The organism is Pseudomonas sp. JUb52, assembly GCF_004341115.1.
Taxonomy (GTDB): Bacteria; Pseudomonadota; Gammaproteobacteria; order Pseudomonadales; family Pseudomonadaceae; genus Chryseomonas; species Chryseomonas oryzihabitans.
The window spans coordinates 203,111-215,554 of sequence record NZ_SLYS01000009.1 but is presented as its reverse complement, the minus strand read 5'-3'; the positions used below and the strand labels follow the sequence as shown (position 1 = coordinate 215,554).

The 12,444-nt window shown below is 64.6% G+C and carries 13 protein-coding genes; 7 read left to right on the top strand and 6 right to left on the bottom strand.

Annotated features, from left to right (window positions below; translation table 11 throughout):
* Window positions 1-259: 259 nt before the first annotated feature.
* Both cra and EC839_RS16590 read left to right on the top strand, forming a co-directional pair.
* Complete coding sequence (gene cra / locus EC839_RS16595; RefSeq protein WP_058792216.1) at window positions 260-1,252, top strand: catabolite repressor/activator; 993 nt, start codon at window positions 260-262, stop codon at window positions 1,250-1,252.
* Window positions 1,249-2,046 (top strand): TatD family hydrolase, encoded by a 798-nt coding sequence (locus EC839_RS16590; protein ID WP_132832888.1) that lies wholly within the window; start codon window positions 1,249-1,251, stop codon window positions 2,044-2,046. Before cra ends, EC839_RS16590 begins: the two co-directional genes overlap by 4 nt.
* Here the strand turns inward: EC839_RS16590 and ampD are convergent.
* Complete coding sequence (gene ampD / locus EC839_RS16585; protein ID WP_132832887.1) at window positions 2,043-2,603, bottom strand: 1,6-anhydro-N-acetylmuramyl-L-alanine amidase AmpD; 561 nt, start codon at window positions 2,601-2,603, stop codon at window positions 2,043-2,045. The two genes, EC839_RS16590 and ampD, sit on opposite strands and share 4 nt — an antisense overlap.
* A complete protein-coding gene (locus EC839_RS16580) occupies window positions 2,603-3,079 on the bottom strand; it encodes an FAD/FMN-containing dehydrogenase (protein WP_177416751.1) in 477 nt (158 codons plus the stop codon). Before EC839_RS16580 ends, ampD begins: the two co-directional genes overlap by 1 nt.
* Before the next feature lie 83 nt (window positions 3,080-3,162).
* Between EC839_RS16580 and EC839_RS16575 the strand changes: the two genes are divergently transcribed.
* Together EC839_RS16575 and EC839_RS16570 are read left to right on the top strand one after the other, a co-directional pair.
* Window positions 3,163-3,642: an MOSC domain-containing protein gene (locus EC839_RS16575; RefSeq protein ID WP_132832886.1), complete on the top strand. Its 480-nt coding sequence runs from the start codon at window positions 3,163-3,165 to the stop codon at window positions 3,640-3,642.
* Window positions 3,643-3,896: 254 nt separating this feature from the next.
* Window positions 3,897-5,189, top strand: a complete 1,293-nt coding sequence (locus EC839_RS16570; protein WP_132832885.1) for an NAD(P)/FAD-dependent oxidoreductase — start codon at window positions 3,897-3,899, stop codon at window positions 5,187-5,189.
* Window positions 5,190-5,252: 63 nt separating this feature from the next.
* Here EC839_RS16570 and EC839_RS16565 read toward each other — a convergent pair whose 3' ends face one another.
* A complete protein-coding gene (locus tag EC839_RS16565; protein WP_132832884.1) occupies window positions 5,253-7,439 on the bottom strand; it encodes a DUF1631 domain-containing protein in 2,187 nt (728 codons plus the stop codon).
* 285 nt (window positions 7,440-7,724) lie between these two features.
* Between EC839_RS16565 and nadC the strand changes: the two genes are divergently transcribed.
* Window positions 7,725-8,573, top strand: a complete 849-nt coding sequence (gene nadC, locus EC839_RS16560; protein WP_132832883.1) for a carboxylating nicotinate-nucleotide diphosphorylase — start codon at window positions 7,725-7,727, stop codon at window positions 8,571-8,573.
* 118 nt (window positions 8,574-8,691) lie between these two features.
* Window positions 8,692-8,913, top strand: coding sequence for a hypothetical protein (locus EC839_RS16555; protein ID WP_132832882.1), 222 nt, complete (start codon window positions 8,692-8,694; stop codon window positions 8,911-8,913).
* On the opposite strand, the gene EC839_RS16550 is transcribed toward EC839_RS16555, so the two are convergent.
* Both EC839_RS16550 and purU read right to left on the bottom strand, forming a co-directional pair.
* Complete coding sequence (locus EC839_RS16550) at window positions 8,901-9,149, bottom strand: hypothetical protein (RefSeq protein WP_132832881.1); 249 nt, start codon at window positions 9,147-9,149, stop codon at window positions 8,901-8,903. The two genes, EC839_RS16555 and EC839_RS16550, sit on opposite strands and share 13 nt — an antisense overlap.
* On the bottom strand, window positions 9,121-9,972 hold the full coding sequence (gene purU / locus EC839_RS16545) for a formyltetrahydrofolate deformylase (protein ID WP_132832880.1): 852 nt from the start codon (window positions 9,970-9,972) through the stop codon (window positions 9,121-9,123). Before purU ends, EC839_RS16550 begins: the two co-directional genes overlap by 29 nt.
* Window positions 9,973-10,271: 299 nt before the next feature.
* Here purU and mvaT point away from each other — a divergent pair, with 299 nt between their 5' ends.
* Window positions 10,272-10,658, top strand: coding sequence for a histone-like nucleoid-structuring protein MvaT (mvaT, locus tag EC839_RS16540; RefSeq protein WP_132832879.1), 387 nt, complete (start codon window positions 10,272-10,274; stop codon window positions 10,656-10,658).
* Between the two features lie 278 nt (window positions 10,659-10,936).
* On the opposite strand, the gene sbcB is transcribed toward mvaT, so the two are convergent.
* Window positions 10,937-12,382, bottom strand: a complete 1,446-nt coding sequence (gene sbcB, locus EC839_RS16535; RefSeq protein ID WP_132832878.1) for an exodeoxyribonuclease I — start codon at window positions 12,380-12,382, stop codon at window positions 10,937-10,939.
* Window positions 12,383-12,444 lie beyond the last annotated feature (62 nt).

The following is a 12,444-nucleotide window of genomic DNA, read 5'->3' as shown; positions in this document are numbered from 1 at the left end:
GCGCCTGATCCTGGCGCCGTGCCTTTCTTGTAATAGATGCTTGCCGGCTCGCTCAGCCCTGCAACCGCGTCGGGAGAGGCGTGGCAGGGCCCTTGGCAGATTCGTGCCAGCCGTCGGACAACAGAAAGCTGAAACGTTTCACCCAATGGGACTGGAACGTTACTCGATAATCGCCGATCCTTGAAGCACAACACACAATAAAGACCGTCTCGCCTGCGTCATAGAGCGCCAGGCCATTCAGGTCCCATGAGGAACAGGCGTGAAACTCAGCGACATCGCCCAATTGGCCGGCGTATCCCTTACCACCGCCAGCTACGTCATCAATGGCAAGGCGGCGCAAAGGCGCATCAGCGCCGCGACCGTGGCGCGTGTCATGGCCGTGGTCGAGGCCCACGGCTACCAGCCCGATCAGCGCGCCGCCGGCCTGCGCCGCGGGGCGACCCACACCCTGGGCTTCCTGCTGCCGGATCTGGAAAACCCCAGCTACGCGCGCCTGGCCAAGCAGCTGGAACGCCGGGCACGGGCGCGTGGCTACCAGTTGCTGATCGCCTGCACCGACGACAATCCCGACAGCGAACGCCAGCTCATCGCGCTGTTTCGCGCCCGCCGTTGCGACGGCCTGTTCACTGCCAGCAGCCTGGCCGAGGACGACGCCCCCTACCGGCAGCTGCAGGAACACAACATCCCGATCATCGCCATCGATCGCCAGCTCGATCCGGCGCACTTCTGCTCGGTGGTCAGCGACGACCACACCGCCGGCCGTCAGCTGGCCGCTACCCTGCTCACGCCTGACACCCACAGCATCGCCCTGATCGGCGCCCGCCCCGACCTCGCCATCAGCCGCGCCCGCGCCGCCGGCTTCGCCGCGGCCCTCGCCGATCATCCTGCGCGCCACTGGGAGCGGCATGCCCCCCACTACAGTCGGGAAGGCGGTCGCGCCCAGGCGCTGGCCATGATTGAGGAACTCGGCCACTGGCCCGAGGCCCTGCTGACCACCTCCTATGTGCTGCTGCAGGGCGTGCTGGACGTGCTGCGCGATCATCCGCTGGCCGAAGGCGACACCCTGCGCCTGGCCACCTTTGGCGATACCCAGTTGCTCGACTACCTGCCGTTCAAGGTCAACGCCATTTCCCAGCAACACGAGGTCATCACCGAGCGCGCTCTGGAACTGATGCTGGACGCCCTGGAAAACGACCACTATCTGCCCGGTGTCCAAGCCATCCCGAGGGTCCTCAAACGCCGCCTGTCATGAGCCTGCTGATCGACACCCACAATCACCTGGACTATCCGGGTTTCGACGCCGAGCGGCCGGCCCTGTTGACCGAATGCGCGCGACTTGGAGTCATCCGCCAGGTGCTGATCGGCGTCGAGCGCAGCCAGTGGCCGCAACTCTGGCGGGTCGCCACGGATAATGCCGGCCTCCATGCGGCGCCCGGTCTGCATCCGCTGTACCTGCAGCGTCATCAGGAGGCCGATATCGAAGCGCTCCGGGCCTTCTGCCTGGAACGCCGGAGCGATCCCCGCCTCTGCGCCCTGGGCGAGATCGGTCTGGACTATTTCATCGAGACGCCGGACAAGGCGCGCCAGGCTTGGTTCTTCGAACAGCAGGTGCGCCTGGCGATGGAGCTGGAATTGCCGGTGCTGCTGCACGTGCGCCGTGCCCATGCCGATGTGGTCAGGATCCTGAAACGGCTCAGGCCGCCGAAGGCCGGCATTGCCCATGCCTTTTCCGGCAGTTTCGAGGAAGCCCGCGAATACCTGCGCCTGGGCTTCAAGATCGGCCTAGGCGGCGCGCCCACCTGGCCGCAGGCGAAGAGACTGCGGCGGGTACTGCCACAGTTGCCGCTGGAGGGCATCGTGCTGGAGACCGATGCTCCCGACATGCCGCCCGCGATGCATCCGCACGTGCGCAACAGCCCCACCCATCTGCCAGCCATCTGCGCCGCCCTGGCGCCGCTCTGGAACGTCTCACCCGAAACCCTGGCCACCGTTACCACCCGCAATGCCTGCGCGGTGTTCGGCTGGGACGCAGCCGGCCTCGGCTAGTTTTCGTCGACGACCAATTCGCCTTGCAGTCGCGCCCAGTCGAAGGCCGGACCGGGATCGGTCTTGCGCCCCGGGGCGATGTCGCTGTGGCCCTGGATACGTTCCGCGGTGATCGCCGGATAGGCGCGCTGCAACGCCCGCGTCAGCCGCCCCAGGGCACGATACTGGGCGTCGGTGTAGGCCAGGTCGTCCGTGCCTTCCAGTTCGATGCCCAGGGAGAAGTCGTTGCAGTTCTCGCGCCCGTCGAAGAAGGAGACGCCGGCATGCCAGGCGCGCTTCGCGCAGGAGACGAACTGGGTCACCGTCCCGTCGCGCTCGATGAGAAAGTGCGCCGCCACCTTCAGCTCGGCGATCTCGGCGAAGAAGGGATGGGCCGAATGATCCAGGCAATTCTGGAAGAAAGCCTGGACGCAGCCAGTGCCGAACTGCCCGGGCGGCAGACTGATGTTGTGGATCACCAGCAGGGACACTTCCGTCCCTGCCGGGCGTTCGTTGTGGTTGGGCGAAGGACACAGCCGCGCCTCGCGATACCAGCCCTCGACGAACACCCCGTCCATCAGTGCGCCTTGGCCTTGAGCGCATCGCGCAGCGCGCGGGCATCGCTGAATTCACGCTGGCCGACGAAACGGCCATGGTCGAGGGTCACCCAGAGCACCTTGTCGGCCGCTCCGGGAAAGCGCGGCACGATGCGCGATTCGCGGTCGAGCAGCACGCGATAGCCATACTTGCGCATGGCTGGCACGGCGAACATCCGGGTGATGGCCGCCGGCATGCTGCTGATGTCGGCGATGTAGGCCACCCGGGTGCCGTCGATATAGTTCGCCGGCTGGTCGCGCATAGCTTCCTTCACCAGCCCCGAGCCGCTCATGCTGCGCGCCACCAGCAGGACCTGCAACTGGTCATCGAAGGTATAGGGCTGGTCACGCTGATCGAGCAGGGTGAAGGGCGCCACCCGCTCACCCGGCTCGAGCGCCAGGGCGGTCAGGGGCACCAGCAGACACGACAGCAACAACGCCAGAACTCCAGCGCGCATGGCATCCTCTCTTGAACGGTCTATCGAGGCCGCTATCCTGCCCTACCGCTCGGATTGGCACCACCATCGCGTCGAGGAACCCCATGATCCCTCTCAAAGAACTGCTCGCCCAGGTCCCCCAGTCCGGCGAGGTGCGCTGGATCGGTGTGCGACCCATCTCGCGCGCGCCCATGGTCGAGATCGACGCGGTGGAGGCCCGGCGTGACGCCGGCCTGACCGGCGATCACGCCCGCCCCACCCCGCGCAACCAGCGCCAGGTCACCCTGATCCAGTGGGAACACCTGCCGGTGGTGGCCGCGCTGATCGGCAAGGCGGTCGCACCCGCCGACCTGCGCCGCAATCTGGCCATCGCTGGGATCAATCTGTTCAGCCTGAAGCATCGGCGCTTTCGCATCGGCCAGGCGGTGCTGGAGACCACCGGCTGGTGCCAGCCCTGCGCGCGCCTGGAAGAACGCCTCGGACCAGGAACCTTCCAGGCCATGCGCGGCCACGGCGGCCTCACGGCCCGGGTCCTGGAAAGCGGCATCATCCGCCTGGGCGATCGGCTGGAGGTCCTGGATTGACCCCAGTTTCCCTAGGGTCGAATGGCCGGGCCAGCCCGGTTAAACTAGCGCTACCTCTCGTCGCCGCAGGCGTCCCTGCCAGAGCAGATGCAGGCCGCCTGCCTTGAAAGTCACGACTTTTCGCCCATCTTCCTTGCTAGATGTCTCGACTCGCGCGCTTCGACGACCCCAGATTTCCACCGGCCCGGGACTGCGCCCGCATGCGGCGACGCGCCCGGTCCGGCTCATGCTTTCCTTCTCTATGAGTGCTCTCCATGACCCATCGCATCGTTATCGTCGGCGGCGGCGCCGGCGGCCTGGAACTGGCTACCCGCCTGGGCCGTAGCCTGGGCAAGCGTGACCAGGCGCAGATCGTGCTGATCGACGCCAATGCCACCCACCTGTGGAAGCCGCTGTTGCACGAGGTGGCCGCCGGCTCGCTCAACTCCACCGAGGACGAGTTGAGCTATGTGGCCCAGGCCAAGTGGAACCACTTCGAATTCCAGCTCGGCCGCATGACCGGCCTGGATCGCGAGCGGCGCAAGGTGCAGCTGGCCGCCATCGAGGACGACGGCGCTGTCCTGGTCCCGGAACGGGAGATCGGCTATGACTCCCTGGTACTGGCCATCGGCAGCACCACCAACGATTTCGGCACGCCGGGCGCCGCGGAAAACTGCATTTTCCTCGACACCCGGGCCCAGGCCGAACGCTTCCATCGCAAGCTGCTGACCCATTACCTGCGCGCCCATGTCAGCGAACAGCCGGGTGAATTCATCGAGGTGGCCATCGTCGGCGCCGGTGCCACCGGCGTGGAACTGGCGGCCGAATTGCGCAATGCCGCCGAAGAGCTGCAGGCCTACGGCATGGATCGCATCCGTCCCGAAGACCTGCGCATCACCCTGGTCGAAGCCGGTCCGCGTATCCTGCCGGCGCTGCCCGAGCGCATCGCCGGCCAGGCGCATCGCATCCTGGAAAAACTCGGCGTGCGGGTGCTTACCGGTTCAGCGGTCAAGGAAGTCCGCCCCGACGGCCTGCAGACCGCCGGCGAATTCGTCCCGGCCAGTCTCAAGGTCTGGGCCGCCGGCATCCGCGCCCCGGCCTTTCTCAAGGACCTGGCGGGCCTGGAGACCAACCGCATCAACCAGTTGGTGGTCAACTCGACGCTGCAGACCACCCGTGACCCGAACGTCTTCGCCCTCGGCGACTGCGCGGCCTGCCCCCTGACGCCTGGCGATACCCGTACCGTCCCGCCCCGCGCCCAGTCCGCCCACCAGCAGGCCTCCCTGCTGGTCAAGACCTTCAAGGCGCGCCTGGAAGGCAAGCCGCTGCCCGACTACGTCTACAAGGACTACGGCTCGCTGATCTCGCTGTCGCGCTTCAGTGCGGTGGGCAATCTCATGGGCGGCGCCCTGGGCAGTCTCACCCTGGAAGGCTGGCTGGCGCGGACCTTCTATGTCTCGCTCTACCGGATGCACCAGGTCGCCCTCTATGGCCCGCTGCGCGCCCTGGCGCTGTTTGCCGGCGATCACCTGAGACGCAAGACCGAGCCGCGCCTCAAGTTGCACTAGGCCCCTGGCCCAGGCATGAAAAAAAGCCGTCCCTCGGGACGGCTTTTTTGTGTCGCAGTGACCTCAGGAGGGCGACTGGCCCCGCAGGTTACCGATCACCGAAGTCATGGCCCGGTCGAACAGCAGGGCATCGTCCAGCAGCCGCACCCGGCCTTCCTGGTAATCCAGCGCCAGTTCCTCACGGGTGCGATCCAGCACCTTCATGCCGGTACGATTGACGAACACCAGGCGACCCATGGGCCGGATGACCGCGGCCAGCTTGCAGCGCAACTTCTGCTCGACGTCCTGGATCTCCAGCCAGGCGCCTACCGAGAGGGCATCCACCCACTCCAGGGAGTCGCTGGTCAGCCCGGTGATCCGCTCACCTGCGCGTGGCAGCTCGAAGGGTTCGTCGGCAGCAGGCGACGCAGGTGCAGCGCTCGCGGTATCCGCTGCCGCATCCGCCAGCTCGGGACGGGTCTGCTGAAAGGTCTGGACGTGCAGGGATTCCAGTTCGGTGAAGAATTCTGAGGTGGAGAAGGGATCGAAGGCCGCGCTGGCCAGGCCTTCCCGCAAGGCCTTGAGCAAGCCGGGCACCATCTCCAGCAGACGCTGGCGCGACGCCACGTCGTGATGCGGCTGGATGCTCCAGATCAGGTCGTCCATGGTCTTGAGGGCCGCGCGCCATTCGCTGGAATCGTAGCCCTGCTTCAGGCAGGTCAGCAGCAGCAACTGGCTCCAGGCCTCGCGCAGGACTCGTTGCACGGCAGCTGGCAACGGGTGTTCCTGCAGGCGCTGACTGAGGACGTGCTCGACCTGCAGCCGAGCGATCTCGGCGCGCGCCCGGCCTTCCTCGGCGTCGCGGGTGCGCTGTTCGAGCAGTTCGCTGCGCCGCTGTTCGTCGCTGACATAGGCCATGAAGTCGGCCAGCAGCTCGGCGAAGATCTCCGGATCGTCGACGAAATCGGACAGCAGGCGCTGCACGATCTGCTCGATCTTCTGATAGAGGCCGTCGCGCTGCAGATCGCTCTGCTCGCCCCAGCCCAGGGAGGCGGCGGCGATCTCGTTGAGCAGCCGCCGGGCCGGATGGCTGCCACGGCTGAAAAAGGTCTTGTCGAGGACCGCGACCTTGAGCATGGGAATCTGCAGGCGGGCGATCAGCGCCTTGAGCGAATCCGGCAGGGTGAGGTCGTCGAGGATGAATTCGAACAGCATCGCCACCAGGTTGATGACGTCTTCGTCGACCTGCCCCACTACCCGCTTTCGACCCGAGCGCTCGCTGATGCGGCCCAGGGCCACCCCCAGTTGCGCCTTGAGGTCATAGCCCTCCAGGGACTGGCCGGAAATCTGCTGCTGCAGATGCGACAGCAGGCGCATGAGGTCGTAGCTGGTAATGACCTGGCCGTCACCGGTCGCGGCCCCCTCGTCGACCGCCATGCCGCCACCCAGGGTGGCGCTGCCCGGCGTGCGCAGCTGGGCCAGGAGGCCCTGCAGGGTGCCAAAGAGTTCCTGGCCATCGTCTTCGCTGTTGACGTGGGCCGGGGTGCGCCCGCTGTAGCCCTTGGCCGAACGGCTCGGGACCTGCTGGGGGATGGCCTTGAGTTGGGGCAGTACGCCCGCGTCGACCAGTTGCCGATTGGACTCCGCGTACAGCTGACCCAGACCGTTGAGCACGAAACGCTCGAACAGCTTGTAGATGATCAGCTTCACCTTGATGTCGGTGTCGAGATCGCGACAGGCTTCGACGAAGGCCTCGCACAGGCGACGCGGTCCCAGCGGATGCGTCGAGTCGTCGAGCTTGCTCGACAGCTGGGTATTGAATCTGATGGTCAGGTGGCTGATGGCCATGGCGTTGTTGCTGAGCGCCTTGGCCACCATGGTGTCCACGGCGACGCTCTCCTCCAGCGCATCGTTCTGCACCAGGCTGAGGTCTTCGTAGGAGACGCTGTCCAGGCGCATCTCCGGCTTGCTGCCGACCAGGTTGTTCAGCGCAGCGAAGCGCTCGAAATACTGCTGGAGAAAGCTGCGCTCGATACTCTTGCGCCGCAGACGCAGGTCGCGCATCGCTTCGAAATAGAGGCTCTGTTCCTGGTTGCTGCCGGCGCGATCGGCCATTTCAAACAGCGCATCGTCGGCGTTGTCGAACAGCTGCTGCAAGGAGGCATTGAGTCGCTGAGCGGCGCGATCCCTGACCGGTAAAAGCACTGCAGGCAATCGGGAAGAAGATTCCCCGAGCGCCTTGAAATGAACTACGTTTACGTCGTTCTGCACCACCGCCTCCCACAACCGTTCTTGCGTTCGGCTGAATCGCGTTCCACTACAGGAGCATTGAACAACGTTCGCCGCCCTGGCCGCGAGGTGAAACGTTGTCGATGTGCCATTATTTGCTTTGCTAAGGCATCGACCAATCGGCATCTGCACAGTACATGACAGGGTTCACAAGGCACCTGTCGGTCAGCGCCTGCCCTTAGAATAACTCAACGTTGTCTATCTCAGATCGTCAACCTCCCCTAAAGTTGCCCGCGCGTCCGCCGCTACCCCTATCGGAGTCCGTTCATGTCCAGCGCCATCCTGCCCGAGCTTGCCCAGGTCATCACCGAAAACGTCGCCGCCGCGCTGCGCGAAGACGTCGGCAGTGGTGATCTCACGGCGGCTCTGATCCCCGCTCACCAGCAGGCCCGGGCGCGGATCATCACCCGCGAGGCCGCGGTGGTAGCGGGCACGGCCTGGGTCGACGAGGTGTTCCGGGTGCTGGATCCCGCGGTCGAGGTCCGCTGGCAGGTGGCCGATGGCGAGCGAGTCGCGCCCGACCAGGTGCTGTTCGAACTCCAGGGGCCCGCGCGCGCCCTGCTCACCGGCGAGCGCAGCGCCCTGAATTTCCTGCAATTGTTGTCCGGCACCGCCACCCGCTGCCGCCACTATGCCGATCTCGTGCAGGACACTGCCGTCCGCTTGCTGGACACCCGCAAGACCCTGCCCGGCCTGCGCCGCGCCCAGAAATACGCGGTCACCTGCGGCGGCTGCTTCAACCACCGCATCGGCCTGTTCGATGCCTTCCTGATCAAGGAAAACCACATCGCCGCCTGTGGTGGTATCGCCCAGGCCGTGGCCACCGCCCGAGAACTGGCGCCGGGGCGCCCGGTGGAGGTCGAGGTGGAAAATCTGCAGGAACTGGAACAGGCCCTGACTGCCGGCGCCGACATCGTCATGCTGGACGAGCTGAGCCTGGCTGACATGCGTACGGCGGTAGCCCTGACCGCCGGCCGGGCCAAGCTGGAAGCCTCGGGTGGCGTCAACCAGGACACCCTGCTCGGCATCGCCCAGACCGGTGTCGACTACATCTCCATCGGCACCCTGACCAAGGACGTCAAGGCCATCGACCTGTCCATGCGCATCCTGGATTGAGCGGGATAGGCAAAGGACGTCGCGGCGGCTAGACTCCGCAGCCGCGCCCTTTGCGCAACGGCTTCGAGCGGTCCTGACGACCGCTCGCCTCTCGCGACACTCGAACAAGATCGAACCCGTGACCAAAGATCAACTTCGCGCTGAACTGGAACGCCAGGCCCAGCGCTATCAAGATGTCTACGGTGGCGAAATCGTCACCTACGCCGCTCAACCCAAGCCCGACCGCAAGCCCTGGAAGAAACGGCCGACCGTGCAGGACGAGGTGTTCGCCTCCGAGGTACGCAAGATCGCCGATCTCAAGGCCAAGACCAGCGCCGAGTCCGCTGCTCAGGACAGCTGAGCCGGGTCCGTACCTCGGCTGTCCGGGGCGTCCACTGCGGCGTCCTCATGATCCTGCCGTGCCTGCAGCTGCCGCCAGAGCGCCGCGGCGGCGCCGAAGTCGGCCCCGCCCTCTTCCGCCATGGCCTGCAGGTCATAGCGGGCCAGGCAGCCTTCGCCCAGGCGCGGCGGCGGCTCCGCAGTGCCGGGCGCCGCCTGGAGATCGCGGTCAGTCGAAGATGACGGTCTTGTTGCCATGGACCATGACCCGCTCTTGCAGGTGGTATCTCAGGCCGCGGGACAGCACCATCTTCTCGACGTCCTTGCCCAGCCGCACCATGTCCTCGACATTGTCCCTGTGGCTGACGCGCTCCACGTCCTGCTCGATGATCGGGCCGGCATCCAGCTCTTCGGTCACGTAGTGGCAGGTGGCGCCGATCAGCTTGACGCCACGCTGCGACGCCTGGTGGTAGGGCTTGGCGCCGACGAAGGACGGCAGGAAGCTGTGGTGGATGTTGATCACCTGGTGGGCATAGCGCGCGCAGAGATCCGGCGGCAGGATCTGCATGTAGCGCGCCAGCACCACGGTATCGGCCTGGTGCAGATCGATCAGCCGCGACACCTCGTCGAAGGCCGGCTGCTTGTTGGCGGGGTCGACCGGCACATGGAAGAAGGGAATGCCATGCCATTCGACCATGCTGCGCAGGGTGTCGTGGTTGGAGATGACACAGGGAATCTCGCAATCCAGCTCGCCGCTGTGCCAGCGGTGCAACAGGTCGGCCAGGCAGTGGGATTCGCGACTGGCCATGAGCACCACGCGCTTGCGCTGGGCCGAATCGGTGATCCGCCATTGCATGGAAAATTCGCGTGCGATGGGCGCGAAGGCCTGACTGAAGCCGGCCAGATCGAAGGGCAGTGAATCGGCGCGGATCTCATGGCGCATGAAGAACCAGCCACTCTCCGTATCCGAATGGTGACTCGCTTCGGTAATCCAGCCGTTATAGGTCGCCAGGAAGTTGCTGACCTTGGCCACGATACCTACCCCGTCCGGACAGGCGATCACCAGACGAAACGTTTGCATAGCACAACCTCGAACGAAAAGGGGCTGCATTCTAGGCGCAGTCGCCGGCAGCGTCGAGCGGCGCAAGGCGCTACAGCGTTCGCCTGTAGGGCTGGGGTAAAGACTTTGCAAAGGACAAGTAAGGGCCGACAAGTTCCACCAATGCCCTGCCGAAAGTTGCTCGCATTCGACAACTTCGCTGTTGCAACGAAACGGGCTGCAATTATCGACCCGTCATGTGGATAGTTTACTTATCCCGATAGGCAATCTATGATCGATCCAGACTTTCATCTCTGCATCACTCAGAACAAAGGCCATTTATGTCGCTCATCAATGAATACCGCCAGACCGAAGAAGCCATCAAGGAACTGCAGGAGCGTCTGAAGTCGCTGCAAGAGGACGACAAACTGCAGCGCGAGCTGGAATTCGAAAAGAAACTCCGCGCGTTGATGGGTGAGTATCAGAAATCCCTGCGTGACATCATCGGCATTCTCGATACCGAAGCCAAACCTGCCCGCCAGGCGCGCACTACCAACAAGGCCAGCAACGGCAACACGCCCAAGCGCGCGCGCAAAGTTAAGCAATACAAGAATCCGCACAATGGCGAAGTGATCGAAACCAAGGGTGGCAATCACAAGACGCTGAAAGAGTGGAAAGCCAAATGGGGTTCGGACGACGTCGAATCCTGGGCAACGCTGCTGGATTGATCAGAAAAAACGCCGGCCAGCCGGCGTTTTTTTTGCCTGCAGGGCAGGCGTTACCGCAGCCTGCCAGGCTCGGACCCAGGTAAAGTCTGGTGACCGCTCGCTCGCCGTTATAGACATCCCGCACTACAGCGCCAGCAGCACTTTCAAATCCGGCACGGCACTTTCCTCTTGCCTACCCCTTGCTTTGACAGCGGCGTATAGAGTAGGTCCTGAACCTGCGGCTTACCGATCCTTTTCTGTTAACAAACGTCTCGGATCGGTATCCGGCTTTAGCGCCTTCAGGCAACAGCCCTGTCCAATCGCTGCATCACCGCCCGAACATGAGCGGACCAGGCCTCGAGAATCGGCACTTGATCAACGGGGACTTCACGCCGCAATTGTTCGGTCAGGGTGAGGAACTGCTTGCAGGTCATATGACCTTGTTCCTCTTTGTCCAGCAGACGCTGCCGACAGAATCGTCGCCAGCGAACCTCTTCTTCCGCCGTCAGCAACTCGGGAAAGTTGCGCGCTCTATAGCGAAAGAACAGCTCTGGATGCCGCTCATCCCGAAAGGGCCAGGCGCGACTGCCAAGTTGCTCCGCCGGACACTGATGAACTTGTTCGCAGAGTTGCCGTTCTTCGGCGGCGATGAAGCCGTCGTACAGTCTTTCTTCGGCCTCCTGTTCCTGGGCGGCACAACCGGATGGCTCGGCATAGAGCGCCTGAACCTTGGGTTGCCAGGTCGCACGTTGGTCGAGCAATTGGCGGACGCGGCGCCAGACGGCGGCCAGATCGAATTGCAGCCGCTCCGTGTCCGCCGGACGCAAGACGCTGAAGGGCGCCAGAATCGGACACTTGTTGACCTGTACCAGCTTGAGCGGCACAGGCAGGTCACCCTCGGCCAGCGCATCCCGTCGGGTATAGAGGCGTTCGCGCAGGGTGTCGACGTCCAGATCCAGCAGCGGCTCCGGCGCCAGGCCGAGGTCGCAGACGATCAACGCGTTGCGATTGACCGGATGCCAGGCCAGCGGCAGGACAGGAGCGAGAAAGTGCCGCTCGGCGCTGAAGCGTCCCGAGACATGCAGCAGGGGCTCGAGCAGACGAATGCGCGCCAGCGCCGCCTTTTTCTGGCGCTGCGTCCAGAGATAGTCATAGAGCCTTGGCTGGCGCTCCTTGACCAGGCGCGCCAGCGCCAGGGTCGCGCGCACATCCGCCAGGGCGTCGTGAGCCTGGGCATGCTCGATGCCATTGGCGACGGTCAGGCGATCCAGGCGCAGGGAAACGCGCTGCTCGTCCTGCGGCCAGTCCAGGCTTTCCGGGCGAAAGGCATAGAGCGCCCGGACCAGGCCAAGCACATCCCAGCGACTGTTACCCTGCTGCCATTCGCGGGCATAGGGGTCGTGAAAGTTGCGGTACAGGCTGTGCCGTACCATTTCGTCGTCGAATCTCAGGTTGTTGTAGCCGACGCTGCAGGTGTTGGGACGCCGCAACTCATCGTGCAGACGCTGGACGAAGTCTCGCTCGCGCAACCCCAGGCGCTGCAGGGTGGCAGGCAGGATACCGGTGACCAGGCAGGCTGCCGGATGGGGCAGGACGTCCTCGCTCAGCTGACAATGCAGATTGAGCGGCGCTTCGATCTCGTTGAGCTCCAGATCGGTACGCACCCCGGCCACCTGCAGCGGACGATCCCGCCGTGGATCGATGCCCGTGGTCTCGAAGTCGTACCAGAAGATACTTTGCGTCACACCACCCTCCCCTAGAATCAGCGCAGTCTAGCATCGTCGCGCGCCTTGCTCCCGGGCGCCCG